Below are 26722 nucleotides of genomic sequence, written 5' to 3'. Positions count from 1 at the left end.
GGACACCCCGAACATCGGCAACCTGTCGGGAATCTCGACCGATCGTCGAAGAATGCACACCGTCGTGTGAACCTGGCACCACCAGCACAACCTCGCGACCAGGCGATCTTGCTGAGTGGCGAACCCGGTGGAGTAGGAACTTCGTCGATCGGGACGGGTGCGCCGTGAACAGCGGGATGGGATTCGCGCTGGTCGGAGGCGGCCTGATCGGTGTGGCGGTGGCGCTCGCTCTCGTCGCCGGCAGCCGTCGCCATCCGGTGCTGGTCGACGCGCTGGCCGCGCTCGACGAGCGCACGCACCGGCCGGTCGACACGGACGACTCGACACGGACCCACGCGCGGATCCTGCTGCCGCTGCTGCGGCGGCTGCCCGTGGACGTGCCCTCCGCAGATCTGGAGTTGCTCGGGCTCGGTCGTGATCGCTTCCTCGTCACCGCTGCGGGGTCCGCGGCCGGCCTCGCCGTCGCAGGTCCGGTGCTCGCCGCGGTGCTGACGCTGCTCGGCACCGGGCTGCCCGTCGTCGTCCCCGCCGGGTTGACCGCGGTGGGCCTGCTCGTCGGCTGGACCGGCCATGCCCGCCGCGTCCGCGACCGCGCCGACGACGCCCGCGACCAGCTCCGCTCGGCCCTCGTCGCCTACCTGCAGCAGGTCAGCCTGCTCCGGCGCGGCGGAGCCGGGGTATCGACCGCCCTGACCGTGCCAGCGAAGCTGCTCGCCGACAGCTGGCCGATGCGCCGCCTGCGCGACGAGCTCGAACTCGCCGAACGGGCCGGGGACATGCCCTGGGACGGGCTGCGCCGGTTCGGCGAGCGCACCGACATCGACGAGCTGGCCGACCTGTCGGCCATCGCCGCGACCGCCGGGCAGGACGGTGCCGCCGTCGTCGGAACGCTCCTGGCCCGCGCGGAGAGCCTGCGCGACGAACTCCTCGCCGACGAGCACACCGAGGCCAACCGCGCCAGCGGGCGGATGAGCACCCCCGGGGCGCTGCAGGTCTTCCTCATCGCCGCCTGGGTGCTGTTCCCCGCGGGAACCGCGCTGCTCACCACCGTCTGACCACACCGATCCGGAAGGAACCCACCATGACCCGCGAACCCAGGAACCGAACCCGCGACCTCACCCACCGGCTGGCCTGGGCGATCCGGCTCCGGCTCGAACCGCTCGACGAACGCGGCGGCGGACGCAACTCCGACGAGGGCATGCACATCGGTGCCGGCGCGGTGATCGCCGGCACGATCGCCGCCGGGATCGGTGCGTTCGTCGCGAGCAAGCTCGGCGCCCTGAAGTAGGCGCCCCACGATGGACGGTCGGCTCGAGGTGGACGGCGGTGAGCGCGGCGGCGCCACCGGCGTCGAGATGGCCCTGATCTGGATCGCCCTGATCGGTCTGATCCTCGCGGTCGTGCAGGTCGCGCTGATCTTCTACGCCGGGCAGCTGGCGCTCACCGGAGCCCAGGACGGGCTGCGGTCCGGGCGCGCCTACCTGGCGGAGTCGACCACCGACGCCGCCCGGCGCGACGCGGAGGCCTTCCTCGCCCGCGCCGGCGGCACCGTGCTCACCGACGTCGTCGTCACCGCCACCATCGACGACGACGGCGCGCTCCTGCGCGTTCAGGTCACCGGGTCAGCGCTCTCGCTGGTGCCGGGCGTACCGCTGGCGGTCACCCGCGAGGCGGTCGGCGGCGTCGAACGGGTCAGCCCGTGAGAGCGCCGGTGGGCGAGCGGGGCGGGAGCCCGTCGGTCGAGGCCGCCGTGCTCGCCGTGGCGCTGGGGCTGCTCATCGCGTTCGCCATCGCGGGCGGGCGGCTGGTCACCGCGGAAGCGGCCGCCGACCACGCGGCACGCTCCGCCGCCCGCGTGGCCTCCCTGCACCGGGAGCCGAGCGCCGCCACGGCGGCGGCCGACCAGGCCGCCACCGACAGCCTTGCCGAACAGGGCCTGCGCTGCACCGATCTCCAGATCACGCTCGACACAGCGGGCTTCGCCGCGCCGCTCGGCACGCCCGCCTCGGTCACCGCGACGGTGCGGTGTGAGGTCGAGTGGTCCGATCTCGGCCTGCCCGGGGCGACCGGGGCCCGGGCGATCGAGTCCCGTGCCACCAGCCCGATCGACCGGTGGCGGGAGCGGGCATGACGACGTACGCGGACCGGGAACGCGGCGGTGGCGCGGTGAGCGCACCGATGGCGATCGCCGCGCTCGCGCTGCTCGCCGTCATCGGGCTGGGCATCGACGGCGTGCGGGCGGCGCAGGGGCTGGCGACCGCCGACTCGGTGGCCGAGGAAGCGGCCCGTGCCGCCGGCCAGGCCCTCGACATCGACCAGCTGCGCCGCGGCACGACCGCCGTCGACCCCGCCGCGGCCATCGCCGCAGCCCGCGCGCATCTCGCCGCGGCCGGCGTCGACGGAACGGTCACCGTGCTCGGTCCCCAGCGGATCAGGGTCGAGGCCCGCGTCACCCGTCCCACGGTCCTGCTGGGCCTGATCGGACGCGACGAGATCACCAGTTCCGGCGAGGCGGAGGCGCTGCTGGTCCCGGTCCGGCCGGAAGGAGTTCCGTCGTGAGCACCCTGTCCCGGGTCGCGTCTGCGGTCGCCGCTGCGGCGGCCACCGCCGGCATCCTGGTCGGCGTCCCGATCGCGCTGTGGCTGCTGAGCAGCAGCTTGCTGGACCCTGGCCTCCCGGCCGGGGTGTCGATCATCGACCTGTTGCTGGCCCCGGACAGCGGCACCCTGCTGATCGGGTTCCTCACCGTCGTCGCGGCCGGGACGTGGCTGGTGCTGGCCATGTCGATCGTCGTCGAACTGGCGGCCGCCCTGGTCGACCGGCCTGCGCTGCGGATCGACCTGCCCGGCTTCCGGCTCGGCCATGCCGTCGCGGCCGCGCTCGTCACCGCGATGCTCGGCGCCGGCCCGGCGATGGCCACCCCCATACGCGCAGAGCCGATCCTGACCGCCTCGATGGCGGACCCCGAACCTGCCCGCGCCGTCGCAGAAGAACCGTCGGGCCCCGTGCACACCGTCCAGCGCCGGGACACGCTGTGGCGCATCGCGGAGACGAGCCTCGGTGATCCCCTGCGGTGGCGCGAGATCTACGCCCTCAACGCCGACCGGATCCAGGACGACGGAGGAAGGCTGACCGAGGCATCGGAGCTCGTCGTGGGCTGGCGTCTCGTCCTCCCGTCGGATGCGCAGCCGGCCGTGCGGGTGCAGGCCGGTGACACCCTGACCGGGATCGCCGAGGACCACCTCGGCGATCCTGCCCGGTCCGACGAGCTGTTGGCGACCAACCTCGCGCTACCGCAACCCGACGGCGGAGCGCTCGTCGATCCCGACGTGATCCGACCGGGATGGACGCTCGTCCTCCCCGACCGCACGCCACCGCCGGCAGACGACCCCGTGCCGGCTGAAGAGCCCGTCGCGACGACAGCGGTACCGACACCGGACCCTCCGTCCAGCGGCGCTCCCACATCGGACCCGCTGCAGCGGACGAACCCGGCCATCGAGACCCCGGCCGGATCACCGGCAACCCCGGTCGACACCGTCGAGCACGGCCAGGACTCGGCGCTCACCGTCACCGCACTCGGCGTGTCCGCGCTCGTCGCGGGCGGCGTCGTGACCTCGCTCGCCGTCCGCCGCCGCCGCCAACAACGGCTCCGCCTGGCACGACACCGCATCCCGGTGCCCGCGGATGACGACGGGAGGGTCGAGTGGTCGCTGTCCACACCGCAGATCGGGCCGGTCTCCGCCGCTCGGCACCTGGACCTGGCCCTGCGCTCGCTCACGCACCCGGACCGGGAGACCGACGACTCCCCCGCGCCGGTGCTGATCTCGGCGCGTCTGACGCCCTCGGACGCGCTCCTCAGCACCTCCACCGAGACGCGGCTGCCGCCTCCGTTCATCACCGCCGGACCGGGCGGGTGGGGTCTCGATGCCGACGACCCGCTGCCGGTACCCGACGCGGAGGCCGCCGGGTGCTGCGCCCCGTTCCCTGCGCTGGTGTCGATCGCCACCGACGGCGACCGCACCCTGATGATCGACCTCGAACAGCGCGGTGTCCTGCGGATCGGCGGGGACCGGGCCCGCTGCGTCGCGCTGCTGCGCCATCTCGCCGCCGAGCTGGCCACCAGCAGCACTGCCGAGGACGTCGAGGTCCTCCTCGTCGGGCTCGGCGACGGACTCGTGACACTCGGCCCGGACCGCCTGACCACCGTGTCCGACCTCGACACCGCGCTGACCGAGATCGAGCACCGCGCCTCGACGACCCGCGACGCGCTGGACCAGTGGCAGGTCGAGACCGCGGTCGACGGACGCCTGTGTGGTGTCGCAGCCGACTCCTGGCTGCCCACCGTGCTCCTCGCCGCCGCGGAATCCGATGACGAGCAACGCGCCCGCCTGGACGCGCTGGCAGCCGTGTCCGGTCGGAGCGCGATCGCGGCGGTCGTCGTCGACCCCGGCCACGTCGACCTGCGGATCGGCGACGACACCCTGCTCCACGTGCCCGACATCGCCGACGGCCCGTGGGAGGTCGCCCAGCTCACCAAGCGCGCAGGCACCCACCTCGCCGCCGTCCTCGGACCCACCATGGCGCCTGCGCTCCCGGTCGGCGTGGCCCAGTCCGACGAGCCGTGGGCGACGGGCATGAACGAGGACGGCACCCTCGGCGACCCCCTCCCGCCGGACCCGCTGCCCGATGCCGAGCCACTCCCTGCGGCGGGGCCAGCGGCTGTGCGTCGACTCGCGATCGTCGACCACCAGGATCCCGACCTGGACGACGACCTCACCGTCTGGCATGCCGACGGACCACCGACCACGCCGCGGATCGGGATCCTCGGCGAGCCCACCGTCACCGCGCCCGGCCCGGACCCGACGACCCGGCGGAGCTGGTTCGCCGAGGTCCTGGTCTACCTGAGCCTGCACCCGGCCGGGGTGACCCCGGCCAAGGCCGTCACCGACCTGTGGCCCGACGGACATCGGATCAGCCCCGCCACCCTGCGCCACGCCTTCTACAGCGCCCGGAAATGGGCCGGCCGCGGCTACAGCGGCGACCCGGACGCGTCGTTCGTCAGCGACATGCAGCACGACAGCAGCTACCGGCTGCGCGGCCACCTGCTGGACTGGGACCTGTTCCGGCGGCTGCGCAAGCGCGGCCAGGCTCGCCACGAGGCGCACCATCCGGGCGCGATCACGGACTACGAGGCGGCGCTGAACCTCGTACGCGGCCCGGTGCTCAGCTCGCCGCGACCCGGCGGCTACGCCTGGCTCAACAACCACGACCAGCGCCACGACCTGCAGAAACCCGGCTTCATCGTCGATGCCGCGCATGAGCTCGTCGACATCGCCCTCGACACCGGCGACACCCGGACCGCCCGATGGGCGGCCGAGCGCGCCCGCGCGGTCGACATCGACGTCGCGTTCGACCGGCCGCTCACCGACCTCATGCGCATCGCTCACGCCGAGGACAACCGCTCCGAGCTCGAGCTCTACGCCGCGGTCCTGCTCGACGCCCGCGGCTTCGACGTCCCGGAGGAACTCGCACCCGACAGCTTCGCCGTGCTCAACGAGCTGCTGCCCGCCGGACCGCGCCGACCCCGGCGATGATCGTGGTCGCCGCACTCGCCGGGCCGGCGGTGCTGTTGATCGTCCAGCACACCGTGCACACTGCCATCAGGTTGCGGCCGCTCGCGTCCGTCGCGGTCGGTGCAGCAGCCGGGTCGCTGGTCGGTCTGCTCCTGACGCTCGCTCCGCAGCGGATGGTCCTGCTGCTGCCCCTCGCCGTGCTCGGGTGCGCTGCAGCGGTCGTCGACGCCCACGAGGGGCGGCTGCCCGACATGCTCACCTGGCCGCTGCTGCTCGGCACACTCCTCGCCGGGATCCTCACCGCGGAGGGAAACGGCGGGGTGGTCACCCTCCTCAGCGTCCTGACCGGCGGGGGCGTCGCGATCGTGTTCAAGACGGTCGTGAGCGCCGGGTTCGGATGGGGCGACGCCAAGCTCGTCCCCACGCTCGCCGTGGTCCTGGCCCGCCATGATGCCGTCGTCGCCGGCATCGTCGCGGTGACGACGCTCGTGGCGGTCACCGCACTCCTCGTCGGGATCCGGAGAGCCGACCGCTACGCGCTGGTCCCCTACGGACCGGCGATGGTCGTCGGGACTCTGGGGGCCGCCGCACTGTGACCCCCGGGCGTGCGGCCCACGAACTCGAAGCTCGTCTCACCTGCTCGGGGCAGCCGGTCTTCCGTCGCCGCCCATGCCCCTGGACGGTTGCTCCGCAACGCCCGGCGCGGGCCCGTCCGGTCGGTGGGCAGTCGGGCGTCGGGGCCCGGCGGCCGCGGGCCGCGGCGGCGGTGCGACGATCGGCGGCGCGTCGAGATCGACAGCGGCGAACCGGCCGCGGACGGCGGCGTCCGTACGTGGGTCGTGCCCGCGCAGGTTGCGGGCCACGGCGCGGTCGTCATCGCGGCGCGGGTCGAGGTGTTCGGCGAACCTGGCCAGGTCGACGCTGCGGGGCAGGGTCGGAACGTTGCGGGGGTCCCGGGTCACCACCCACGGGGCCAGCTCGCCGGCCGGTCGGGTGAGCAAATGCGCGCGCAACGCGTCGGCGATGTCCTTCGACGCGGTCAGGGCGCCGACCGCCCCGAGCCCCGGCACGTTCCCGATGACCGCGAACCCGGCCTGGTCCAGGCCCGACAACGCGACGACGTCCGCAGCCCGCGGCCCGGTGTCGAGCAGCTGCCGTGCCGCGCTGAACGTGCGGGCGTCCAGGGGGCGCGGGAGGTCCCGCTCCGGGATCGCCGCGCCGGTGGCGTTGCCCAGCGCGGTCGCTGCGCCGGCGATGTCGCGTACCGCCTGCGCACGGGCCGCTCGCCCGTCGCGACCCCGACCGCAGCGGTGGTGCCGTCCGATCCGCTCGGCGATGTAGGTGGCGATGTGCGCGAGCTGGTAGGTCTCGTAGCTCCCCAACGCCAGCAGCGGGTAGTCCGGCGCGGTCACTCCATCCTCCCGGCTGCCTGCCGCAGCGCCGGCACCGGTCGGCGTGCGGTGGCGGGCCGGGCCGCCGTGGTGGTCGACCGTCTCGATGCGGGCCCGGGGGTGGCGAACAGGCGACCCGCCGTATGGGCCGCGGCGTCCAGGGCGCGTTGGTCGGGGGTCGGCGGGAACACCGTCGCGGCCAACTGGTCGGCGCGCCGGAACGCCGCCACCGCCGTACGCAGCGCACCGTGGTCGCGCACGTCGAACCCGATACGGCCCAACGTCACCCACAGGCAGTTCGGGCGCCCGGCCGGCCGCTCCAGCCGCGCCCCGACCGGCGGGGAGTCGGCCGCCTCCATCATCACGGCCGGCTCGGCGACCCCGGACACCGGCATCACCCGCGTCGGATCGGCCTGCACCGGCAGTGACCGCGCGCATTGCGCGCCGGACTGCCACGCCCGATGGAAGCTGCTCGCGGTCCGCGCGTCGTGGATGTAGATCAACGACCCACCGATGCGGACGCTGATCGCGGCACCGTCGGTACCCGCACGGTGCGCCACGACGGCGACGTCCTGCGGCCCCACCAGGGACACGACCACCTTGATCGCCTGGCCGCTGACCGACATCCCGCCGCCCCCGTCCGTTCGTCCGTCCGGCGGCCGGATCAGCCGCGCGGCACCGTGCAGGGTCGCTGCGCCGCGCGGTCGGGTCGTGGTTGCGCCTGTGGTCGGCGCGCTGCGGATCCGTGGCCACCCCGGCCAGGACCATCACCCGCCGGGCGGGCTGCCACCCACCGGTCCAGGACGTCCGCGGACTCGGACGCCGCGACCGCCTGATGCGGCCGGCCGCGGTCCCGCTGCCAGGCCGCGATCTCCCGCACCAACGCCGACAACGCGACGGCCAGCGCGACCGCCGCCGCGCCCGGCTCGTCACGCACACCGAGCATCCGCCGCTGACCGACCAGCTGACGCGCCACCCGCCGCAGCCCCGCCGCGACGGCACGGTCCCGACCACGGACACCCCGCGGTGACCGCGCGGCCCGGTCGAACCTCTCCGCCGCCACGCGCAGGTCCTCGGACCACTCCCCCACTGCGGTCAGCACCGGGAGCGTGGCCGAGGCGACACCGTGCGCATCGCCATCCGTCCCGCCACGACGGGCCGAGCCGACGACCGCGCGCGCCGCCTCGACCCGTCGCCGAGCCGCATCCAGCGGAACCACGGCCTCGGTCCCCCGCCCCGCGGACTCCCACCCGCGCAGCAGCCGCGGCAACGACAGGTCCGGCGCCAGCTTGCTGCCGCTGTAGAACACCGGCTCCCCCGCCGCGGTGACGTCACCGAGCCGCGCCACCTTGTACCCCAACGGATCACCGGACGGCGCCCGCCGCACCTCGACCAGGTACCCCGCCGCCCGCACCGCGGAGAGGAACTCGGTAAGCCCACCGGCCCCCACCGCCGCCGCCCGCACGGCCCTGGCCAGCTCGACCCGGGCCGGCACCCGCCCCTGCCGACGCGCCTTCTCGATCTCCCCCCGATGCGGCGCCTTCGCCGCCGTCCCGTCCGCGGGAGCCGTCACGCTCAACCCGAGCCGCTGCTCGACATCACGCGCCGCCTGCCGCAGCTTCGGGTAGTCGTGCGAGGGCCAGAACCGGCGTCCCGTGTCCTGCCGGACCAGGACGACCGCGATGTGGATGTGATCATCGGCGTGCCGGACGGCCACCCACCGCGGCCCACCCGCGTCGTCCCGCGCAGCGACACCGGCCCCGTGCAGCAGATCCCGGGCCACCTCGGCCCACTCGGCGTCCGACAGCACCCGATCCCCACCCGCCACCCGCGCCGAGCAGTGCCAGACATATCCACGCTTGCCCTCCTCATCGTGCTCAGGCAGCCCAGCAGCCATCGCTGGCGCGCGCAGCGCCCTGATCAACGACCCGAGATCCCGATCGAACTCGCCCTCGCCCACCTGCGGCGGCTGCCACCCGGCGTCCCGCCCGTCCCAGCTCGCCACCACCCGCGGCCGCACATGCTCCTGCGCCCGCCCCGGCCCCATCAGATAGACGATCAACCCCCCGACCCGCCACCCGTGAACGACCTTCGTGATCACCGCCGCGACCGACCGAGCTCGGAGACGACGGCGTCGATGGCGGCGTCGAGCCGCGCCAGCATCTGCACGATGTCCGCCTGCCCAACAGAAGCCACGCTCGCAGCCCGCTGCACACCCACCACGTCCGCGTGCAACCGCACCAGATCCGGCAGGCCGACCGCAGTGTCGGAACCGCGAGCCGCGGCGACGAGCACCGTCTGACCGATCCAGGCCCCGATCGCCAGACCAGCCACAGCGGCACGCCCGCGGACCACGACCAGCTCGGCATCGGAGAACCGCACCACGACCTGCCGCTTCCGGGGAGCCTCAGCCCGAAGCCGACGACGCGCCGATCCGGGAGGCTCGTCGACGCCATCCACGCCACCGATGAGACCCACCACGCACTGCGGCAACGTGGTCACCGTCGTCCGCCAAGATCGACGTTACGTCTGGACCCGCCAGGGGACCGAGCAGGTGCCCGCGCACCTCAGAACTGAGGAACGCCCCCGTTCCGCGGTGACCACGCAGCAACCGCGAGGCGCAAGCATCGCTTGTTCTGATATCTGGCTGCCCGTGGTCTCCGCCGATCAGGTCGATGGCGGAGCTCGAGCTGTCCCGGGCGAGCCTCCGCGCGACTATCGTCACGGACGGCGGGACCGGGATGGTGCGTGCTCATCGGGCGGAACGGCGAGCTGAACCGCGCCGCGTCCCGGGTGGGGGCCGCGAGCCGCGGGCACGGCGGCCTCCTGCTGGTTTCGGGCGAGCAGGGTGTCGGCAAGAGCACTCTGGTCGCCGCCGCCTTCTGGCCGTAGACCCAGGTCCTCGAAGGGATCCCCCGTACCGACCCAGTGCTGGACCCCGCTCTGGAGTGGCGAGACCGCGGCGAGCGGTGACCGCTTCCGTCTCTTCCAAGCCGCGACACGCGCCCTCACCGGGCTCGCCACGGGCGAGCCGCTGCTCGTGCTGTTCGACGACCTGCATCGTGCCGACGAGGCCTCGCTGGCGCTGCTGCGGTTCGTCGTTCCGGTACTGGGCCGTTCCTGTGTCGTCGTCTTCGGCACCTACCGACCCGCCGAGATCCGGTCCGGGATCGCGACGCCGGCGTCGAGCGGGCGGAGGACGCGCTCAGGCCGTAGACCGGGCCTCAAGCGGGTGTTTCGCCGCGACCTCAAGGACCACACTCGGCGGTGCAGCCAGGCGGGCTAGTTTGCCGGGATGAGTCTCCTCGAGGCCGTGGCCGAGCGTGACGGCTGGCGGTGCTGGGTGTGCGACGAACCGGTCGACCCCGACATGTCGGTGAACGACCCACGAGGACCCAGCGTCGACAGCCGGACCGCCGACCGGAAGGCCAAGGTCGCCGAGCGACTCGCGCACCGCGGATGCAACACCCGCAAGGGCGCCGTCAAAGTGGTCATCGCCTGGCCGGACCACCTGTACGTGGTCGAACCCGCACCGCTGATCACCGTCGCCGGGAGACTGGAACGCAAGGGGGGACGCGAGATGGTGGCCCGTTGCCCGACCGAGCACGACGCCCAAGAGGCCGCGGACTGGCTGGTGGACCGCTTCTCCCGACTCGTTCCCGGGTTGCCGGTGACCGCCGAGATCCAGGCGGGCGGCGGCCAGTTCCTCGTCACCCTGGCCACCGGCCGCCGCTGACCAGGATCCGCCGGAGACCGGGCTCGACGGCCGGTCCGCCGGCGCTGGGCATCTCCGGACCAGGGGCTCCGGCCTCCGCCGGTGGGCGACTGTCGACCCGCTGACAACGGAACGACCACGCATCGGCGACGGCCTGTCGCGTCGTCGCGGTGAGGATGGCGCGAGCCCCACCCGACGGGCCTGCATCGGCGCTAGGCCCCCCAGTCCCACTCCGCAGCACCGGCGGACGCCGTCGGGGTCGTTGCGGACGTAGTGGCGATGGGTACGCCGAGGTAGGTGGCGACGACGCCTGGTACGTGCAGCGACGGACACCCGAGAGAGCTGCCCGACGCGAGCGCAGCGCCCGCTACGGCCAGGGCAGGCGGTGGATCGTCCGGTGGCGAGACTCCGACGACAGGCCCCGCAAGCGATCCTTCGAACGCAAGGCGACGCCGAGCGCGAGGCCGCGCGCATCGAGACCGAGCTCGCCCGCGACACCTACATCGATCCCCGCGCCGGCGAGATCAGCTTCCGCGACTACGCCCGGCAGTGGCTCGCCGGCCAGTACGCCGACCCGAACACCACCTGTCTGGTCAGCGGTCCGCCCGGTGATCCTGCCCTCGGACGGCCGAGCCCTGACCATCCCCGGTCCCGGACCTCGTGTGGGCCGCGCCGACGTCGGCCACCCCGGTCGGAGGTGGCGCGCTACCTGCTGGTCCCCACGGCCACGCCGCAACACACAATCGCCTCCCGGGACGGCGGAAGTCGCGACCCCGGCCGCAGGTTCCGGTCAGCTCCAGATCGTGACGTAGACCGGCGGCCGGAACCGCGACGCCGGCATCCCCGCACCCGGCGTGCGCAGCAGCTTCATCGCCTCCGGTGTTCCGAGGAAGTGGCGCAGCGACCCCGCGGCGGGCGACCGCCGCTCGGGGGCGAGCGTGGTCGCGTACCAACAGGTCTCGAACGGCGTGCCGGGTACGTCGATCACCTGCAGCTCGCGGCGCCGCAACTGGTGCACCGCGAGGTGCAGGATCCCGGGCGCGACGCCGGCACCCCGGACAGCGGCCTCCCAGGCCGCGGTCTGGTTCGGGAACACCGACAGCTGTTTCTCGGGGACACCGAGGCCCCGCAGCAACCGGGAGACGTCGCTGCCGGGATCGGTCGCGGAGGGCTCCACGAGCCACGGCCATCGATCGGGCGATCCGCTCATCCGGCTCTTGGCCGAGGCGAGGACGACCAGCTGGCAGCGGAAGACCGGTTCGCTGGCCAGCCCCAGGCTCCGGCCGCCGTCCAGCTGCGGCCCGATGGCGAGGTCGGCGAGCCGCTGCGAGACCAGCGGGCCCATCTCCGCCGTGGTCGACACACCGGCCGACACCTCGATCGAGCCGAGCGAGCGTGCGGTGAAGGCATCGGCGAGCGGACCGGTGATGAACTCGACGACCGCGCTCGGTGCGACGAGGCGCAGCTGCTGCGCGGCGCCCTTGGCCAGCCGGACCGCCGACTCGGCTTCAGCACCGAGCGAAACCATCTGGGCGGCGATCGTCAGCAGCCGCGTCCCGCCCGGCGTCAGGGTCATTCCCGGACCACCGCGGGTCAGCAGGGGGTCGTCGAGATACCTGCGCAGAGCGGACAGCGCCTGGGACACGGCGGGTTCGCTGACGCCGAGCGCGTTCGCGGCGGCCTTGACCGACCCGAGCCGAGCGACGAGCACGAAGGCGTTCAGCTGCGTGAGTGTCACACGTGCACTCTGCCCCGATTCGATCGGGGAGCGGCGTATCCCGATCCAATCGTGTCGACGAGCCGGATACGGCGCGCTGCGGCCTAAGCGATCGCTTATTCCCGGTTGCCATTTGCGCGGGACGGGACGACGATCCGAAAATGGTCGGCGCAGGGATGCACGACCGAGGAATCGGAGGTTCCCGGGTGACCGAGCGATCGCACAGTGCCGCCGAGGACGCCGAGGACGCCGAGGCGCTGGGCGTCCTGCGCTCGATCTGGACGGCGCAGCACCAGTCCTCCGCGGACATCGAGCCGCCGCGACCGAGGGCCAAGATCTGCAAGAACATGAAGAACATCGGGTTCGGGGGGTTGGACCTCAACGGTGCCGACGACCTCGACTCGACGGCGGTGCCGGTCGGCGACGAGCTGCGCAACGCGTGGCGGGACCGACTTGCACGTGACGGCAAGCTGCAGGCCGGGGCGACCACCGTTCGGGACCTGGTCGACGGCGACGCGTAGGCCCGGGCAGAGCATCCCCGGCGACCGGGCCGCCGGGCACGCCAGAGGCTGCGTCGCCACCCGCGTCGCAGCCGAACCCCACCTCAATCGATCGAGGAGAACGTCGCGGTGAGTCCACCTGCCAGCGTCGGCGACCTGACCGCGGCGCTGCGCCGAGGCGACTACCTCGCCGACCGGGGGCTGGCCACGGCCGCCTACGTGTCGATGTCCCTGCACCGGCCGCTGCTCCTGGAGGGCGAACCGGGCGTCGGCAAGACCGAGATCGCCAAGGTGCTCGCCGCGGTGCTGGGCCGTGACCTCATCCGGTTGCAGTGCTACGAGGGGATCGACACCAGCCAGGCACTCTACGAGTGGGACTACGCACGCCAGCTGCTGCACATCCGGGCGCTGTCGGAGCGCGGCCTGGCCGACGACGACGCCGTGGATCGACTGTTCGGACCGCGGTTCCTGCTGGAGCGGCCGCTGTTGCAGGCGGTGCGCGCCGGAGACCGCGCCGTGCTCCTGATCGACGAGATCGACCGGGCCGACGACGAGTTCGAGGCGTTCCTGCTTGAGATGCTGTCGGACTTCCAGATCAGCATCCCGGAGGTCGGCACGATCGTCGCGACACAGCCGCCGATCGTCGTCCTCACGTCGAACCGGACCCGGGAGCTGCACGACGCGCTCAAGCGTCGGTGCATGTACCACTGGATCGACTACCCGTCGCTGGAGCAGGAGGTCGAGATCGTGACCGTCCGCCAGCCCGGGGTGAGCGCCGAGCTGGCCCGCAAGGTGGTCACGGCGGTGCAGCGGCTGCGGGAGATGGACCTGGCCAAGCCGCCGGGGGTCGCGGAGACGATCGACTGGGCACGCACGCTGGACTTCCTCGGCGAGACCACGCTGACCGCCGAGGCGGCCGACCTCACCCTCGGTGCCGTGCTCAAGGACCGCGAGGACATCGAGCTGGCCCGCGGGTGCATCGACGACATCACGTCGGTGACGTGACCCACGACGACCTGGTGTCGCTGCTGGTCGGGTTCGGCAGGGCACTCCGGGCCGAGGGCGTCTCGGCGGGCCCGGGCGACATCTCCACCTTCTGCGCGGTGATGGTGCCCCTGGATCCCACCGACCTGATGGACCTCTACTGGGGTGGCCGCACATCGCTGGTCAAGCGTCGGGAGGACATCGGCACCTACGACGAGGTGTTCCGCGCGTACTTCCTCGGCGAACGCAACCCGGTCGAGGAGATGCTGTCGCTGCAGCTGAGGTCCAGCGCCGAGTCCGAGGCCGTGATCGACATCCCGGCCACGGATCCGCCCGACCCCGCGGGCGACCCGGAGGAGGACGAGACGGTGATGGGCCTGATGGCCTCCGGGGTCACCGCGTTGCGCTCCAAGTCGTTCGTCGCCTGCACCCCCGACGAGCTCGCGGCGCTGCGGCGCATCATGGCGCAGTTCCGGCTGACCCCGCCGAAGCGGCGCACCCGGCGCACCCGGCCGGCCCGTCGGGGTCGGCGCCCGGACCTGCGCCGGACCGTCCGGCAGTCGCTGCGGATGCACGGTGAGCCGGTCGCGCTGCGGTGGCAGCGTCGCCGGGTCAAGCTGCGGCCGCTCGTGCTGGTGCTCGACGTGTCCGGCTCCATGGCCGACTACTCGCGCGCTCTGCTCCAGTTCGCGCACACCGCGCGCCGGGCGGCGCAGAAGGTCGAGGTGTTCTGCTTCGGCACCCGCCTGACCAGGATCACCGTCCCGCTGCAGAAGCGCAGCCCGGACGACGCGCTCACGGAGGCGTCGCGACTCGTGGTGGACTGGGAGGGCGGCACCCGGATCGGCGACTGCCTCGACGAGTTCGCCCGGACCTGGGGCAGGCGCGGGATCACTCGCGGGGGGATCCTGGTGATCTGCTCCGACGGGCTCGACCGGGGCAACCCGGACACGTTGGCGACGGCGATGGAGCGGCTCTCCCGGTTGTCGCACACCATCGTCTGGATGCACCCGCACAAGGGCGGGGATCCGCACTTCCGGCCGCAGTCGTTGGGCATGATGGTGGCCGAGCCGCACATCGACGTGCTGCTGTCGGGCCACGACCTGGAGAGCCTCGCCGAACTGGCGCAGCTGCTACCCCAACTCGGATAGGAGTTCGACGATGATGCGATGGAGCGTCGGCCTGGTGGCCGAAGGCGACCCGGACACCGACCCGGTGGTGTCGATCGAGGAGGTCGTCGAGCTGGCCGACGCCGTGGCGCGCCGGGAGGGGATCGCCACCGGGGGCGGCAGCACCCGCTACGGCGCACAGATCGTCGTGCTGGCCGGCAGCCGTGACGAGGCCATCGAGCGCGGCCGTGCCGAGTTCACCGACGCCGTGCGCATCGCGGGCCTGCCCGACTTCCCCATCGTGCACGCCGAGGCGATCAGCGAGTCCGAGGACGCGGGCGAACCGGGGTGATCCGGCTCGGCTCGCTCGCGGGATACGCGTTCTCCGGGCCACGGGTGCTCGGCGGATGGAGCCCGCCCGCCCGGGCGGGCGTCTACGCGATCCTCTACAAGCCCGAGCCCGAGGGGCGGTCCGAACGCTACGCCGTCACCTACGTCGGACATGCCGACGATCTCACCGCGGTCGGGTTCCCGTTCAAGCACCGGCGGTCCGGCTGCTGGATACGACGTGCGGGTTCGAAATGGAAGCTGCACGTCGCCTTCCTGGAGGTGCCGGGCGGCAATCGGGCACATCGTGAGCAGATCACCCAGGAACTGATCGCGACGTACGAGCCGCTGTGCAACGAGACGCTCTACGACAACTCCTGGCGTACGGAGTGGATCGGCGCGTACTCCGACGCGCCCAACACCGCACCGCTGCCGCAGCACCGGCCGGACTGACCCGAGGTCGGGCCCCGAGCACCGAGAAGGTGGACGAATGACCGACGGGCCCCCCGACCTGTGTGGCTCCGAGCAGGCCCGGATCCGCGCGAGTACACCCGCGTTCGCCCCGATCGGGTACGTGCGCAGCGACTACCGGCAGCCGGCCGCCACGCCCATCCAGTCGACCCGGAACAGCACCGCGGAGGGCCGCGTCGAGGTCTTCCCCGAGCACGTCGCGGCCCTCGACGGGATCGCCGACTTCGACTACGTGTGGTTGCTGCTGTGGCTGGACCGGGCCGCCCCGCCACCGGCCGACGGGCAGGTGGTGCCGTTCATGCTGGCCGGCAGCGACCGCCGGTTCGGGGTCTTCGCCACCCGGCACCCCGCACGGCCCAACCCGATCGGCCTCAGCGTGGTGCGGGTCGTGGAGGTGGACGGTTCGGGGATCACGTTCCGCGGTGTCGACGCCTGCCACGGGACGCCGGTGCTCGACATCAAGCCGTGGGAACAGCACCTCGACGTGCCCGGTTACGCGGACGGCTGGGCCGCCGTGTCCGCGATCCGGGGCGGGTGGTACTCCGCGGCCGGTGTCGCCGGGTCCGGGCAGCTGCTGCCGGGCTCGCCCGCGTCGCAGGCGCTCCCCGGAGGCAGCGCGCCGTAGGGCAACCGGCCTGCGTCCGGTCCGACGACGGCAGCCGCCCGGCGGGGATCCCGCCGGGCGGCCGTGGTCGTGGACGGTGGCCGGTCAGTGCCGGGACGGCGCGTACCCGACCGTCTCGTGGATGCGTGACCGACGCCGTCCGGTGGCCGGAACGGCGACCTGGGGCCGATCGGGGTTCGACGAGACCTTCCTGATGACCTCCTCGGCGAAGCCGTAGAGCAGCGGCAGCGCCCCCGCGACGGTCCGTCCCGTGCGGTTGATGTGCTCCAGGCCGGGCCGGATCGCCTTGCCGTCGGCGGCGATCCGGCTCACCAGCCCGTCACCGGCCTCCAGCGTGGTGGCGATCCTGCCGAGCAGCGAGCCGAGCCAGAAGACGAAGAAGGCCAGCCCGGCGATCAACACCACGATCTCGACGACGGTGATGACCAACAGAGTCGATTCGGACATGATCATGCCTTCCCGGCGGGGGTGGGGATGGAGTCGACGACCCGCCCGAGGAACAGGTGGTGCTGCAGGCCCTCGCCCAGCACCAGGTCCAGGCCGGCGCCGGTCGCGGTGATCAACGCGGTGTCCTTCGTGTTCTCGGTGATGCCGACGAGCGTGCCGGCGATGCCGTCGACCGCGCTGTCGATCCGTTTGACGAAGGCCACGAGCAGGCTCAGCAGCACCACGACCGCGACGATCACGACGGCGCCGAGTACGAGGATCACCGTCCAGTAGGTGATCTCTCCGGGAGAGAGGGACACGGTCAGCCTCCCAGCCGCGCGCGGCCGCGCTGCAGGCCACCGATGATCTCGGTGGCGTGGTCGATGGTCGTGTTCAGCCCGGCGAGCCCCGCGGTGTGGGTGCGGGAGCGGCTCAGCGAGGCGTCGAGCTGCTGGGCCTGGGTGCCGATCTTGTAGGCGAGCACCAGGATCGGGGTGACGAGTGCGACCACCACCACCACGATCACCAGGCCGATGACGAGTCCGAGGGTCCAGCCGAAGGGAATCATGTTCGCGGGCTCCTCAGACCGTCTCGCACCAGGCCCGCACGGGGGCGAGGTTGGCGTTGACCGACCCGACCACCGTCGGGACGGTACTGGTGTTGTCGGCGATGGCGTCCACGCCGCCCTGCAGGGCGGCGAGGGTGGCATGGACGTGACGCAGGTGCAGGATCACGCGCAGCAGGCCGACCGCCACGACGGCGATGATCAGTGCGGTGATCAGGAGTGTGATCCAGGCAACGACGGGCATTGTCGTCCTCCTACTTCGCAGGGAGCAGCGTGGCGACGCTGCCCGCGTACCGGGTGGCCCCGACCGCGACCTGGGCCACGGTCGCGTCCGTCTCGACGAGCAGTGCGGGCGTGTCCTCGACCTCGCCGAGCAGCTCCACGCCGTGGGTGAGGATGTCGTCGGCGGCACCGCGGATGCGCTCCACCGCGGCGAGCAGCCGGCTGAGCAGCGCGATCACCACGACGAGCACCACCACCAGCAGGGCGTTGCCGATCCACCAGAGCGTCATGACTTCTCCTTCGCAGCCGCGGGGCTCATCGGTTGCGGTCGTAGGGAAGGAAGAACCGGGCGAACACGCGCATCAGCGCCATCCGGGCGGCGCGAACACCGATGGCGAACCCGCTGGCGGGCCTGGCGGCGCGGACCGCGGTCGTCGTGCCACCGCTGCCCTGGTTGGTGATGTTGTACTGCAGGCATTCCGCGAAGGACTGCATGAGCACGCCGGTGACGTCGGCGATCATGCCGCGCCCGAACTGGGCGGCCGCACCGGAGACGGTCAGGTCCTGCTCGACCTTCATCGTCGTTCCACCACTGGCCGGCGCCAGGACCACGGTCATCATCATGTCCGCGGTGCCCTTGCCCTTGTCCTCGGCGCCGGCGGCGTGCATCACCATCCGGTGGGCGGCGTCATCGGTCTCGATGATCTTGACCTGGCCGCTGAAGCTCAGCTTCACCGGGCCGAGCCGGGCCACCACCTTGCCGTCGTAGGTGCCGTTGCCGTCGTCGCCGACCAGCTCCGCGCCGGGGAGGCACGGTGCGAGGTTGGGGACGTCGAGGAGGTAGGCCCACACCTTGTCCAGCGGGGCGCCGACCACGAGCTCGTTCTTGATCTCCATATCGGTCTCCTCCCTCAGCCGTTCCTGACCGGCGGCGCGCCGGAGACGTCCTGGTGGGTCTGCAGGGCGGTCCAGACGCGGTCGGGCAGCACCGGCATGTCGATGTTGCGCACCCCGGTGTGGGCGATCGCGTCGAGGACGGCGTTGACGAAGGCCGCCGGACCGCCGACCGCCGCGCACTCGCCGACGCCCTTGGCCCCGATCGGGTGGTGCGGGCACGGCGTGACCACCTCGTGCAGCTCGAACCCGGGCGTCTCCCACGCCGTCGGGATGAGGTAGTCCATGTAGTTCGAGCCCACGATGTTGCCCTCGGCGTCGTAGGTCTGGAACTGCATGTTCGACATCGCGTAGGCCTCGGTCAGCCCACCCATGATCTGTCCCTCGACGATCATGGGGTTGATCCGCACGCCGCAGTCGTCCACCGCGACGACGCGCAGCACGTCCCACACCCCGGTCTCCGGGTCGACCTCGACGGTCACGATGTAGCAGGCGAACGGCCAGGTCAGGTTGGGCGGGTCGTAGTAGGCGTTGCCCTCGAGCCCGGGCTCCATCCCGTCGGGCATGTTGGAGTAGGCGGCCATCGCGCACTCCTGGATCGTCGCGCCGCGTTCCGGGGCGCCGCGCACGAAGAACCGGCCCAGCTCCCACTCGATGTCCTCCTCGGACACCTCCAGCAGGTGGGCGGCGATCTTGCGCGCCTTCGCCCGGATCTTGCGGGACACCATGGACACCGCGGCGCCGGCCACCGGCGTGCTGCGGGACGCGTAGGTGCCCATCCCGTACGGGGCGGTGTCGGTGTCGCCCTCCTCCACGACCACGTCGGCGGCGGGGATGCCCAGCTCGTGGCTGACGATCTGCGCCCACGTCGTCTCGTGGCCCTGGCCCTGGGTCTTCGCCCCGGTGCGCAGGATCGCCTTGCCGGTCAGGTGCACCCGCAGCTCGGCGGAGTCGAACATCTTGATGCCGAGGATGTCGTACTCGCGGCTGTTGCCGGCGCCGAGCGGTTCGGTCATCGTCGAGATCCCGATACCCAGCAGGCGCCCCTTGGCCCGCGCCGCGGCCTGCTCGCGCCGGAACTCCTCGTAGCCGATCGCGTCCAGGCCGATCTGCAGGCACTTGTCGTACTGGCCGGAGTCGACGAGGAAGCCGAACGGTGTGCGGGCCGGGAACGCGTCGTCGGGCAGCAGGTTGACGCGCCGGAACTCGGCCTGGTCGATGCCGAGGTCGTCGGCGGCGGCCTGCACCATCCGCTCCTGGAAGAACATGGCCTCGGTGACCCGGAACGAGCAGCGGTAGGCCACCCCGCCGGGCGCCTTGTTGGTGTAGTGGCCCTGCGCGGTGATGTAGCCGGTCCCGATGTTGTAGCAGGCGAACGTCGAGTGCATCAGGCCGATCTTGAACTTGCTCGGCTGGGCGTCGGCGAAGAAGGCACCCTGGTCGGTGTCGGCGTGCATGCGGACGGCGAGGATCTTCCCGTCGGAGCGCAGGGCCATCTCGCCGTCGAGGTACATGTCGCGGCCGAAGCCGGTGGAGATGAGGTTGCCGGTCTTGTCCTCGGTCCACTTGACCGGCTTGCCCAGCAGGATCGACGCCAGGATCGAGTGCACGTAACCGGGGTAGACCGGCACCTTGTTGCCGAAGCCACCACCGACGTCCGGCGAGACGATCCGGATCATGTGCTCGGGCAGCTCGGCGATCAGCGCCACCGCGGACCGCACGATGTGCGGTGCCTGGCTGGTCATGTAGACCGTGAGCTTCTTGGTGGCCGGGTCGAAGTCCGCGACCGACCCGCAGCACTCGATCGGCGAGGGGTGGCTGCGCGGGTAGTGCAGCTTCAGCTTCGAGACGACGTCGGCCTCGGCGAAGGCCCGCTCGGTCGCCTCCCGGTCGCCGACCTCCCAGCGGTAGCAGGTGTTGTCGACCTGGCCCTGCTTGTCGTCGCGGATGACCGGGGCGCCCGGCGCCGCGGACTGCTCCGGGTTGACGATCGGCGGCAGCGGCTCGTACTCGACGTCGATGGCCTCGCAGCCGTCCTTGGCGATGTAGGGGTCGTCGGCGACGACGACGCACACCTCCTGGCCCTGGAAGCGGACCTTGTCGGTGGCCAGCACCGCCTGGGTGTCGTAGGACAGCGTGGGCATCCAGGCCAGGTTGCGCTGAGCCATCATCTCGCCGGTGAGGACGAGCCGGACACCCGGGATGGCCCAGGCCCTGCTGGTGTCGATGCTGATGATCCTGGCGTGCGCCAGCGGGCTGCGCAGGATCTCCATGTAGAGCATCCCGGGCAGCTTGACGTCGTCGGTGTAGTTGCCGCGGCCGCGGATGAAGCGGCTGTCCTCGACGCGCAACCGGCTCGAGCCGAGACCACCGATCTTGATCTCGTCGAGCGCCTGCGAGCTGCTCGGTGTCACGGGTGCCGTCTGGGTCATGAGACATGCTCCTCGGAGGACGTGTCCCCGGCCGCGGCCGGGCCGGAGAGGCGCTGCTTGTCGGCGGCCCACAGGACCGCCTTGACGATGTTCTGGTAGCCGGTGCACCGGCAGAGGTTGCCCGACAACGCCCACCGGACGTCTTCCTCGGTCGGGCTCGCGTTGCGGTTGAGCAGCGCCTTCGACGCCATCATCATTCCGGGCGTGCAGAAGCCGCACTGCAGTCCGTGCTCGGCCTGGAAGCCCTCCTGGACCGGGTCCAGCTCGCTGTGCGTGCCCAGGCCCTCCACCGACGTCACCTCGTGCCCGTCGGCCTGGACCGCGAGCATGGTGCACGACTTGATCGGTTCTCCGTCGAAGAGCACCGTGCAGGCACCGCAGTTCGTGGTGTCGCAGCCGAAGTGGGTACCGGTCAGGCCGAGGCCCTCACGCATCAGGTGCGCGAGGAGCAGCCGCGGCTCCACCTCGACGACACGTCGCTCGCCGTTGACCGTGATCGTGATCCGGCGCACGTTCTCGGCGGTCTCGACGACCTCGACCGAACGTCCGTAGCTCATGCTGCCACCGCTTCCCCGCGGGCGAGGCCGCGTCTGATGAACGTCGCCACGACGTGGCGCTTGAACGCGGCGCTGCCGCGGTGGTCTCCCCTGGGCTGCGCGGCGGCCGCCGCGAGCTGCGCGGCCTGCTCGATGGACTCCTCGGACAACGGCTTGCCGACGAGGACCTGTGCGGCCTCGGTGGCGGCGATGTTGCTCGGACCGACCCCGGTGAGTGCGATCCCGGCCCGCACGACACGACCGTCGCTGGTCTCGAGCGCCATCGCGACGCCGGCGGTCGCGAAGTCACCGACCCGGCGCTCCAGCTTGAGGTAGGTGCCCGAGCGCTGTCCGGTCGGGGCCGGGATGACGGCCTCCAGGGCGATCTCGTCGGGCTGCAGCGCGTTCTGGAACGGTCCGAGGCTGAAGTGGCCGGCCGCGATGGTCCGGCGGCCGCGGGGACCCAACGCCACCATGTGCCCACCCAGCGCGAGCAGGACCGAGGCCCAGTCGCCCTGGGGGTCGGAGTGGCAGATCGAGCCGACCATGGTGCCACGGCTGCGCACCATCGGGTCGGCGATCAGCGGCGCCGCCGCCGCCATCAGCGGGTGCTTCGCCGCCAGCAGGGCCGACCGCTCCAGCGTCACGTGCCGGCACAGTGCACCCACGCGCAGGGTGCCGTCGGGGTCCTCGCGGTGGTAGTCGAGCCCGGGGATGCCGTTGATGTCGACGAGCACCTCCGGCGCGGCGAAGCGGAGCTTCATCATCGGCACGAGGCTCTGGCCGCCGGCGAGGATCTTGGCGTCGTCGCCGTACCGGTTCAGCAGGGAACTCAGCTCGTCGAGACTTCGCGGAGCCTCGTAGCGGAACTTGGACGGGTACATCCGGGCCTCCTTGCCCTGGGTGGGCGGGCGTCGGTGTGCGGGAACGGGAGCAGGGAGCGGGATCAGGCTGTCGGCCGCGGTCGGGGACGGGCCTCGGGCCGCGGCTCGGCCACGGCCACCGGCAGCGCCTCGTCCTCCGGATCGGGGCGCGGTTCCTGGTGCGGCGGCCACGGTCCGGCCACCGGTTGACCGGCGATCTTCATGAACTCGGTCATCTGGGGGAACGCCCAGATCGTCGGGCTGGCGCCGCCGGTCTTCGGGGCACCCTCGATGAGCTCGAACATGCGCGGGTTGCCCTGGCTGTGGCCACTCGATTCGATCGGCATGCGTCCTCATTCGCGTCGTTGCGTCAGCCCACGTCGCGAACGTCCTTCCGGTACAAACCGGGGTGAACACGTTCGCGAAATGACGACTGGGATGTTCAGTGGCGGTCATGCTGCACCTCGGCGCACGTTCCATCTACTCGGCCTAAGTAAAGACTTAACTGGTCTTGCCGAGGCATGTGACTGGGACCAGCATGGTGGATCGACGCCCACCAGCCGGGAGCACGATGCAGGTTCCAGCCCATTTCGAGTACCAGCGCGCGACGTCCGTCGAGGACGCGATCGCGCTGTTGGAGCGCTACGGGCCGGAATCGAGGATCGTCGCGGGTGGGCACAGCCTCATCCCGATGATGAAGCTCCGACTCGCCCAGCCGGAGCTGCTGGTCGACATCAACGGGCTCGCCGATCTGGGCGGGATCTCCCTGGCGGGGGACGTGCTGCGGATCGGTGCGATGGTCCGGCACGCGGAGCTGCTCGCATCGGTGACGGCCGGCACGCACTTCCCACTGCTGCACGACGCCGAGCGGGTGATCGCCGATCCGGTCGTGCGCAACCGCGGGACCGTGGGCGGTTCGGTCTGCCAGGCGGACCCGTCGGAGGACCTGTCGGCGGCCTTCACCGCCCTGCGCGCCACGGCCGTCATCGAGGGGTCCGCCGGGGTCCGCCGGGTACCGATGCGGGAGTTCTTCCACGGCCCCTACCAGACGGCGGTCGGCCCCGCCGAGGTGCTGGTCGAGCTGCAGATCCCGCTGTCGAACTCGGCGACACTCGCCGGCAGCAGCAGTGCCTACCTCAAGGTGGACCGCCGGGCGGGCGACTGGGCGGTCGCCGCGGCGGCGGCCGTGCTGCGGATCGACCGGGACAGCGTCGTGACCGAGGTCGGGATCGGCCTCACGGCCGTGGGGGCCCGCCAGTTCGCCGCCGTCGAGGCGGAGGACTTCCTGCGCGGCCGGCAGCTGACGGGTGAGCACATCGCCGAGGCGGGCGACATCGCCGCGCAGCACTGCAGCCCGGTGGCCGACCAGCGCGGTCCCGTCGACTACAAGCGCCATCTCGCGGGTGAACTCGCCCGCAGGGCGCTGCACGCTGCGGCGGCCCGCGCCGACCTCGCGATCATCGGGAGGCTGTAGATGAGGGTCACCGTCACCGTGAACGACCAGGACTACATCCGGGACGTGGAGCCCCGCCTGCTCCTGGTGCACCTGCTGCGCGACGAGCTGGGGCTGACCGGTACCCACTGGGGCTGCGACACCTCGAACTGCGGGGCCTGCACCGTCTGGCTGGACCGGGTGCCGGTGAAGTCGTGCACGGTGCTCGCCGTGATGGCGAGCGGTAGCTCGGTACGGACGGTCGAAGGCCTGGAGCGCCGCGGTGGCGAGCTCGACCAGCTGCAGGTCTCCTTCGCGCTGTGTCACGGCCTCCAGTGCGGCTTCTGCACACCGGGGATGCTCATGACCGCGCGCTGGCTGCTCGACCGGCTCCCGGACCCGTCCGACGTGGAGATCCGCGAGGCGATCAGCGGCCAGACCTGCCGGTGTACCGGCTACGAGAACATCGTCCGGTCGATCCGGCACGCCGCCGAGTCCGAGAGGGCGGCGGGATGACCGCCGCACTGACGCCGGGGACGTCCGGTCGCCGGCCCGACCCGTTCGCCGGGCACGCCTCGCCCATGGGGCACGGGAACATGGTGCGCAAGGAGGACGCGAGGTTCCTCCGCGGCCGTGGGCGGTTCGTCGACGACATCCGGTTGCCGGGCATGTTGCACGGCGCCGTGCTGCGCAGCCCGTACGCGCACGCGCGGATCCTCTCGATCGACACCGGCGGGGCCGAGTCGCACCCGAAGGTGCGTGCCGTGATCACCGGGGCGGACCTGGAACGTCGCGGGATGGCCTGGATCCCCACGCTGTCCCACGACGTCGCGGCGGTACTCGCCACCGACAAGGTGCGCTACCAGGGGCAGGAGGTCGCGTTCGTCGTCGCCGAGGACCGCTACGCCGCCCGCGACGCGCTGAGCCTGATCGAGGTGGAGTACGAACCGCTCGAGCCGGTCATCGACGCCCACCGGGCACTCGCACCGGACGCCCCGGTGATCCGCGACGAGATCCCCGGCCGCACCGACAACCACATCTTCGACTGGGAGGCCGGTGACGCAGCGGCGACGGAGGCGGCATTCGCCGCCGCCGAGCACGTCAGCTCGTGCGAGATGCTCTACCCGCGGGTGCATCCGGCGCCGCTGGAGACGTGCGGGATCGTCGCCGACCTCGACCCGGTCAGCGGCCGGCTCGTCGTCTACGCCACGGCGCAGGCCCCGCACGCCCACCGCGCCCTCTACTCGGGGATCATCGGCATCCCCGAGAACCGGATCCGGATCATCTCCCCGGACATCGGTGGCGGATTCGGCAACAAGGTGGCGATCTACCCCGGCTACCTCTGCGCCGTGATCGCCACGAGCATCACCGGAGCGCCGGTCAAGTGGACCGAGGACCGCTCGGAGAACCTGATGAGCACCTCCTTCGCGCGTGACTTCCACATGCGGGGGGAGATCGCGGCCACCCGCGACGGGCGGATACAGGGGCTGCGGGTGCAGGTGCTCGCCGACCACGGCGCGTTCAACGGGACCTCGCAGCCGTCGAAGTTCCCGGCCGGCTTCTTCCACATCTTCACCGGTTCGTACTCGGTGCCCGCCGCGCACTGCACGGTCCGCGGTGTCTACACCAACAAGGCGCCCGGCGGGGTCGCCTACGCATGCTCGTTCCGGATCACCGAGGCGTCCTACCTGGTCGAGCGCCTGGTCGACGTGCTGGCGTTCGACCTCGGTCTCGACGCGGCCGAGGTGCGCCGACGCAACCTGCTGCGACCCGAGCAGTTCCCCTACCGGTGCGCCACGGGATGGGAGTACGACTCCGGCGACTACCCGCGGGCCTTCGAGCTGGCCCTGGAGATGGCCGGCTACGACGAGCTGCGTCGTGAGCAGGCGCGCGGCCGCCGGACGCGGGCCGAGACCGGCGAGGGCACCGTGATGGGCATCGGCCTGTCCTTCTTCACCGAGGCCGTCGGGGCCGGCCCGCGCAAGGACATGGACATCGGTGGGTTCGGGATGGCCGACGCCGCCGAGCTGCGGGTGCACCCGACCGGATCGGCGGAGCTCCGGCTGTCGTGCATGTCGCAGGGACAGGGCCACGAGACGACGTTCGCCCAGATCGTGTCCGAGGAGCTCGGGATCTCACCGGACGACATCGAGGTCATCGAGGGCGACACCGATCGCACCCCGTTCGGCCTGGGCACCTACGGCTCGCGGTCCACCCCCGTCTCCGGTGCCGCCGCCGTGATGGCGGCCCGCAAGGTGCGCGAGCGGGCCCGGCTGGTCGCCGCGGCGATGCTGGAGGTCTCCGCCGACGACCTGGTGTGGGACAAGGGCCGGTTCCACGTGCGCGGCGACCGGGCGGCCGGGGTCGGCATCGGTGAGATCGCCCTCGCGGCCCACTCCGGACTGGAGCTGCCCGAGGGGGTCGAGGGGCAGCTCGACGCCACCTGCGTCTACAACCCGCCCAACCTGACGTTCCCGTTCGGCGCGTACCTCTGCGTCGTCGACGTCGATCCGGGCACCGGGCAGGTCACGGTCCGCCGGTTCGTGGCGGTGGACGACTGCGGGGTGCGGATCAATCCGGCCATCGTCGAGGGGCAGGTGCACGGCGGCCTCGCCGACGGGATCGGGATGGCGCTGATGGAGGTCATGGCCTTCGACACGGACGGCAACCATCTCGGCGCGTCGTTCATGGACTACCTCCTTCCCACGTCCATGGAGTGCCCCTCGTGGGAGCTGGGCAAGACGGTGACCCCGTCGCCGCACCATCCCATCGGCGCCAAGGGCATCGGCGAGTCGGCGACCGTCGGGTCCCCGGCCGCGGTCGTGAACGCGGTGCTCGACGCCATCGGGGTCCGGCATGCCGACATGCCGCTCACCCCCGCCCACGTGTGGTCGGCCATCCAGGGCCGACCGCTCCGAACCGACATCGCTATTGGATGAC

34 protein-coding genes are annotated in these 26722 nt (G+C 72.1%); 19 read left to right on the top strand and 15 right to left on the bottom strand.

What is annotated here, in order from left to right:
- Positions 1-164 precede the first annotated feature (164 nt).
- From Q1K26_RS02100 to Q1K26_RS02070, 7 genes are read left to right on the top strand one after another with little or no spacing between them, the layout of a single operon-like run.
- On the top strand, positions 165-1055 hold the full coding sequence (locus tag Q1K26_RS02100) for a hypothetical protein (protein ID WP_300007397.1): 891 nt from the start codon (positions 165-167) through the stop codon (positions 1053-1055).
- Between the two features lie 26 nt (positions 1056-1081).
- A complete protein-coding gene (locus Q1K26_RS02095) occupies positions 1082-1288 on the top strand; it encodes a hypothetical protein (protein ID WP_300007396.1) in 207 nt (68 codons plus the stop codon).
- 10 nt (positions 1289-1298) lie between these two features.
- Complete coding sequence (locus Q1K26_RS02090; RefSeq protein WP_300007395.1) at positions 1299-1703, top strand: TadE/TadG family type IV pilus assembly protein; 405 nt, start codon at positions 1299-1301, stop codon at positions 1701-1703.
- A complete protein-coding gene (locus tag Q1K26_RS02085; RefSeq protein ID WP_300007394.1) occupies positions 1700-2131 on the top strand; it encodes a TadE/TadG family type IV pilus assembly protein in 432 nt (143 codons plus the stop codon). The genes Q1K26_RS02090 and Q1K26_RS02085 overlap by 4 nt, the downstream gene beginning before the upstream one ends.
- Complete coding sequence (locus Q1K26_RS02080) at positions 2128-2559, top strand: hypothetical protein (RefSeq protein ID WP_300007393.1); 432 nt, start codon at positions 2128-2130, stop codon at positions 2557-2559. The genes Q1K26_RS02085 and Q1K26_RS02080 overlap by 4 nt, the downstream gene beginning before the upstream one ends.
- On the top strand, positions 2556-5594 hold the full coding sequence (locus Q1K26_RS02075) for a LysM peptidoglycan-binding domain-containing protein (protein WP_300007392.1): 3039 nt from the start codon (positions 2556-2558) through the stop codon (positions 5592-5594). The genes Q1K26_RS02080 and Q1K26_RS02075 overlap by 4 nt, the downstream gene beginning before the upstream one ends.
- On the top strand, positions 5591-6169 hold the full coding sequence (locus Q1K26_RS02070) for a prepilin peptidase (RefSeq protein ID WP_300007391.1): 579 nt from the start codon (positions 5591-5593) through the stop codon (positions 6167-6169). The genes Q1K26_RS02075 and Q1K26_RS02070 overlap by 4 nt, the downstream gene beginning before the upstream one ends.
- Before the next feature lie 36 nt (positions 6170-6205).
- Here Q1K26_RS02070 and Q1K26_RS02065 read toward each other — a convergent pair whose 3' ends face one another.
- Genes Q1K26_RS02065 through Q1K26_RS02050 form a run of 4 tightly spaced genes read right to left on the bottom strand, consistent with a single transcriptional unit; the run spans position 6206 to position 9349 of the window.
- Positions 6206-6985, bottom strand: a complete 780-nt coding sequence (locus tag Q1K26_RS02065) for a hypothetical protein (RefSeq protein ID WP_300007390.1) — start codon at positions 6983-6985, stop codon at positions 6206-6208.
- A complete protein-coding gene (locus tag Q1K26_RS02060; protein ID WP_300007389.1) occupies positions 6982-7590 on the bottom strand; it encodes a hypothetical protein in 609 nt (202 codons plus the stop codon). The genes Q1K26_RS02065 and Q1K26_RS02060 overlap by 4 nt, the downstream gene beginning before the upstream one ends.
- 38 nt (positions 7591-7628) lie before the next feature.
- Entirely contained in the window at positions 7629-9026 is a 1398-nt protein-coding gene (locus tag Q1K26_RS02055; RefSeq protein ID WP_300007388.1) for a hypothetical protein, read from the bottom strand.
- 35 nt (positions 9027-9061) lie between these two features.
- The gene (locus Q1K26_RS02050) at positions 9062-9349 is read right to left on the bottom strand and encodes a hypothetical protein (protein ID WP_300007387.1); all 288 of its coding nucleotides are present in this window, start codon (positions 9347-9349) and stop codon (positions 9062-9064) included.
- A 363-nt stretch (positions 9350-9712) separates the two neighbouring features.
- Between Q1K26_RS02050 and Q1K26_RS02045 the strand changes: the two genes are divergently transcribed.
- The 3 genes from Q1K26_RS02045 to Q1K26_RS02035 all read left to right on the top strand — a co-directional run bounded on the left by Q1K26_RS02045 (position 9713) and on the right by Q1K26_RS02035 (position 10700).
- Entirely contained in the window at positions 9713-9856 is a 144-nt protein-coding gene (locus Q1K26_RS02045) for an ATP-binding protein (protein ID WP_300007386.1), read from the top strand.
- A 148-nt stretch (positions 9857-10004) separates the two neighbouring features.
- Entirely contained in the window at positions 10005-10250 is a 246-nt protein-coding gene (locus tag Q1K26_RS02040) for a hypothetical protein (RefSeq protein WP_300007385.1), read from the top strand.
- A gap of 9 nt (positions 10251-10259) precedes the next feature.
- Positions 10260-10700 carry a hypothetical protein gene (locus Q1K26_RS02035; RefSeq protein WP_300007384.1) on the top strand — a complete coding sequence of 147 codons (441 nt, stop codon included), beginning with the start codon at positions 10260-10262 and terminating at the stop codon, positions 10698-10700.
- Between the two features lie 769 nt (positions 10701-11469).
- Here Q1K26_RS02035 and Q1K26_RS02030 read toward each other — a convergent pair.
- Positions 11470-12417 (bottom strand): LysR family transcriptional regulator, encoded by a 948-nt coding sequence (locus tag Q1K26_RS02030; protein ID WP_300007383.1) that lies wholly within the window; start codon positions 12415-12417, stop codon positions 11470-11472.
- 185 nt (positions 12418-12602) lie between these two features.
- Here Q1K26_RS02030 and Q1K26_RS02025 point away from each other — a divergent pair, with 185 nt between their 5' ends.
- The 6 genes from Q1K26_RS02025 to tsaA all read left to right on the top strand — a co-directional run bounded on the left by Q1K26_RS02025 (position 12603) and on the right by tsaA (position 16412).
- Positions 12603-12917, top strand: a complete 315-nt coding sequence (locus Q1K26_RS02025) for a hypothetical protein (RefSeq protein WP_300007382.1) — start codon at positions 12603-12605, stop codon at positions 12915-12917.
- Between the two features lie 108 nt (positions 12918-13025).
- On the top strand, positions 13026-13901 hold the full coding sequence (locus tag Q1K26_RS02020; RefSeq protein WP_141282271.1) for a MoxR family ATPase: 876 nt from the start codon (positions 13026-13028) through the stop codon (positions 13899-13901).
- Positions 13898-15031 (top strand): VWA domain-containing protein, encoded by a 1134-nt coding sequence (locus Q1K26_RS02015; RefSeq protein ID WP_300007381.1) that lies wholly within the window; start codon positions 13898-13900, stop codon positions 15029-15031. Before Q1K26_RS02020 ends, Q1K26_RS02015 begins: the two co-directional genes overlap by 4 nt.
- A gap of 10 nt (positions 15032-15041) precedes the next feature.
- The gene (locus Q1K26_RS02010; RefSeq protein WP_141282267.1) at positions 15042-15341 is read left to right on the top strand and encodes a hypothetical protein; all 300 of its coding nucleotides are present in this window, start codon (positions 15042-15044) and stop codon (positions 15339-15341) included.
- On the top strand, positions 15338-15769 hold the full coding sequence (locus Q1K26_RS02005; RefSeq protein ID WP_141282265.1) for a hypothetical protein: 432 nt from the start codon (positions 15338-15340) through the stop codon (positions 15767-15769). Before Q1K26_RS02010 ends, Q1K26_RS02005 begins: the two co-directional genes overlap by 4 nt.
- A 37-nt stretch (positions 15770-15806) precedes the next feature.
- A complete protein-coding gene (gene tsaA, locus Q1K26_RS02000) occupies positions 15807-16412 on the top strand; it encodes a tRNA (N6-threonylcarbamoyladenosine(37)-N6)-methyltransferase TrmO (RefSeq protein ID WP_141282263.1) in 606 nt (201 codons plus the stop codon).
- A gap of 84 nt (positions 16413-16496) precedes the next feature.
- Here the strand turns inward: tsaA and Q1K26_RS01995 are convergent, their stop codons facing one another.
- The 10 genes from Q1K26_RS01995 to Q1K26_RS01950 form a co-directional block, all read right to left on the bottom strand.
- A complete protein-coding gene (locus Q1K26_RS01995; RefSeq protein ID WP_246086125.1) occupies positions 16497-16859 on the bottom strand; it encodes a hypothetical protein in 363 nt (120 codons plus the stop codon).
- A gap of 2 nt (positions 16860-16861) precedes the next feature.
- The gene (locus Q1K26_RS01990; RefSeq protein WP_141282261.1) at positions 16862-17158 is read right to left on the bottom strand and encodes a hypothetical protein; all 297 of its coding nucleotides are present in this window, start codon (positions 17156-17158) and stop codon (positions 16862-16864) included.
- A gap of 2 nt (positions 17159-17160) precedes the next feature.
- Positions 17161-17406: a hypothetical protein gene (locus tag Q1K26_RS01985; RefSeq protein ID WP_141282259.1), complete on the bottom strand. Its 246-nt coding sequence runs from the start codon at positions 17404-17406 to the stop codon at positions 17161-17163.
- A 13-nt stretch (positions 17407-17419) separates the two neighbouring features.
- The gene (locus Q1K26_RS01980) at positions 17420-17647 is read right to left on the bottom strand and encodes a hypothetical protein (protein WP_141282257.1); all 228 of its coding nucleotides are present in this window, start codon (positions 17645-17647) and stop codon (positions 17420-17422) included.
- A 10-nt stretch (positions 17648-17657) separates the two neighbouring features.
- Positions 17658-17915 (bottom strand): hypothetical protein, encoded by a 258-nt coding sequence (locus Q1K26_RS01975; protein WP_300007379.1) that lies wholly within the window; start codon positions 17913-17915, stop codon positions 17658-17660.
- Between the two features lie 25 nt (positions 17916-17940).
- The gene (locus Q1K26_RS01970) at positions 17941-18522 is read right to left on the bottom strand and encodes an SRPBCC family protein (protein ID WP_141282253.1); all 582 of its coding nucleotides are present in this window, start codon (positions 18520-18522) and stop codon (positions 17941-17943) included.
- A 14-nt stretch (positions 18523-18536) separates the two neighbouring features.
- Positions 18537-20951 carry an aerobic carbon-monoxide dehydrogenase large subunit gene (locus Q1K26_RS01965; protein WP_141282251.1) on the bottom strand — a complete coding sequence of 805 codons (2415 nt, stop codon included), beginning with the start codon at positions 20949-20951 and terminating at the stop codon, positions 18537-18539.
- Complete coding sequence (locus tag Q1K26_RS01960; protein WP_141282249.1) at positions 20948-21508, bottom strand: (2Fe-2S)-binding protein; 561 nt, start codon at positions 21506-21508, stop codon at positions 20948-20950. The genes Q1K26_RS01965 and Q1K26_RS01960 overlap by 4 nt, the downstream gene beginning before the upstream one ends.
- Positions 21505-22371 (bottom strand): xanthine dehydrogenase family protein subunit M, encoded by an 867-nt coding sequence (locus Q1K26_RS01955; RefSeq protein ID WP_300007378.1) that lies wholly within the window; start codon positions 22369-22371, stop codon positions 21505-21507. Before Q1K26_RS01955 ends, Q1K26_RS01960 begins: the two co-directional genes overlap by 4 nt.
- A 62-nt stretch (positions 22372-22433) precedes the next feature.
- Positions 22434-22697 carry a hypothetical protein gene (locus Q1K26_RS01950; protein ID WP_141282245.1) on the bottom strand — a complete coding sequence of 88 codons (264 nt, stop codon included), beginning with the start codon at positions 22695-22697 and terminating at the stop codon, positions 22434-22436.
- Positions 22698-22921: 224 nt separating this feature from the next.
- Between Q1K26_RS01950 and Q1K26_RS01945 the strand changes: the two genes are divergently transcribed.
- From Q1K26_RS01945 to Q1K26_RS01935, 3 genes are all read left to right on the top strand, one after another.
- On the top strand, positions 22922-23824 hold the full coding sequence (locus tag Q1K26_RS01945; RefSeq protein WP_141282282.1) for a xanthine dehydrogenase family protein subunit M: 903 nt from the start codon (positions 22922-22924) through the stop codon (positions 23822-23824).
- Positions 23825-24298: a (2Fe-2S)-binding protein gene (locus tag Q1K26_RS01940; protein ID WP_141282243.1), complete on the top strand. Its 474-nt coding sequence runs from the start codon at positions 23825-23827 to the stop codon at positions 24296-24298.
- 65 nt (positions 24299-24363) lie between these two features.
- Positions 24364-26721: an aerobic carbon-monoxide dehydrogenase large subunit gene (locus Q1K26_RS01935; protein WP_300007398.1), complete on the top strand. Its 2358-nt coding sequence runs from the start codon at positions 24364-24366 to the stop codon at positions 26719-26721.
- Position 26722: the final 1 nt, after the last annotated feature.

The organism is Pseudonocardia sp. (assembly GCF_029263155.1).
Lineage (GTDB): Bacteria > Actinomycetota > Actinomycetes > Mycobacteriales > Pseudonocardiaceae > Pseudonocardia.
Note: the sequence above shows the minus strand (reverse complement) of the source record. Positions and strands in the feature narration are given on the sequence as shown.

Coding starts and splice junctions, on each gene's coding strand:
- Q1K26_RS02095 (WP_300007396.1), top strand. CDS start 1,082: ATGACCCGCGAACCCAGGAACCGAACCCGCGACCTCACCCACCGGCTG.
- Q1K26_RS02090 (WP_300007395.1), top strand. CDS start 1,299: ATGGACGGTCGGCTCGAGGTGGACGGCGGTGAGCGCGGCGGCGCCACC.
- Q1K26_RS02080 (WP_300007393.1), top strand. CDS start 2,128: ATGACGACGTACGCGGACCGGGAACGCGGCGGTGGCGCGGTGAGCGCA.
- Q1K26_RS02070 (WP_300007391.1), top strand. CDS start 5,591: ATGATCGTGGTCGCCGCACTCGCCGGGCCGGCGGTGCTGTTGATCGTC.
- Q1K26_RS02060 (WP_300007389.1), bottom strand. CDS start 7,590: ATGTCGGTCAGCGGCCAGGCGATCAAGGTGGTCGTGTCCCTGGTGGGG.
- Q1K26_RS02035 (WP_300007384.1), top strand. CDS start 10,260: ATGAGTCTCCTCGAGGCCGTGGCCGAGCGTGACGGCTGGCGGTGCTGG.
- Q1K26_RS02010 (WP_141282267.1), top strand. CDS start 15,042: ATGATGCGATGGAGCGTCGGCCTGGTGGCCGAAGGCGACCCGGACACC.
- tsaA (WP_141282263.1), top strand. CDS start 15,807: ATGACCGACGGGCCCCCCGACCTGTGTGGCTCCGAGCAGGCCCGGATC.
- Q1K26_RS01995 (WP_246086125.1), bottom strand. CDS start 16,859: ATGTCCGAATCGACTCTGTTGGTCATCACCGTCGTCGAGATCGTGGTG.
- Q1K26_RS01985 (WP_141282259.1), bottom strand. CDS start 17,406: ATGATTCCCTTCGGCTGGACCCTCGGACTCGTCATCGGCCTGGTGATC.
- Q1K26_RS01980 (WP_141282257.1), bottom strand. CDS start 17,647: ATGCCCGTCGTTGCCTGGATCACACTCCTGATCACCGCACTGATCATC.
- Q1K26_RS01975 (WP_300007379.1), bottom strand. CDS start 17,915: ATGACGCTCTGGTGGATCGGCAACGCCCTGCTGGTGGTGGTGCTCGTC.
- Q1K26_RS01970 (WP_141282253.1), bottom strand. CDS start 18,522: ATGGAGATCAAGAACGAGCTCGTGGTCGGCGCCCCGCTGGACAAGGTG.
- Q1K26_RS01965 (WP_141282251.1), bottom strand. CDS start 20,951: ATGACCCAGACGGCACCCGTGACACCGAGCAGCTCGCAGGCGCTCGAC.
- Q1K26_RS01960 (WP_141282249.1), bottom strand. CDS start 21,508: ATGAGCTACGGACGTTCGGTCGAGGTCGTCGAGACCGCCGAGAACGTG.
- Q1K26_RS01955 (WP_300007378.1), bottom strand. CDS start 22,371: ATGTACCCGTCCAAGTTCCGCTACGAGGCTCCGCGAAGTCTCGACGAG.
- Q1K26_RS01950 (WP_141282245.1), bottom strand. CDS start 22,697: ATGCCGATCGAATCGAGTGGCCACAGCCAGGGCAACCCGCGCATGTTC.
- Q1K26_RS01945 (WP_141282282.1), top strand. CDS start 22,922: ATGCAGGTTCCAGCCCATTTCGAGTACCAGCGCGCGACGTCCGTCGAG.
- Q1K26_RS01940 (WP_141282243.1), top strand. CDS start 23,825: ATGAGGGTCACCGTCACCGTGAACGACCAGGACTACATCCGGGACGTG.
- Q1K26_RS01935 (WP_300007398.1), top strand. CDS start 24,364: ATGGGGCACGGGAACATGGTGCGCAAGGAGGACGCGAGGTTCCTCCGC.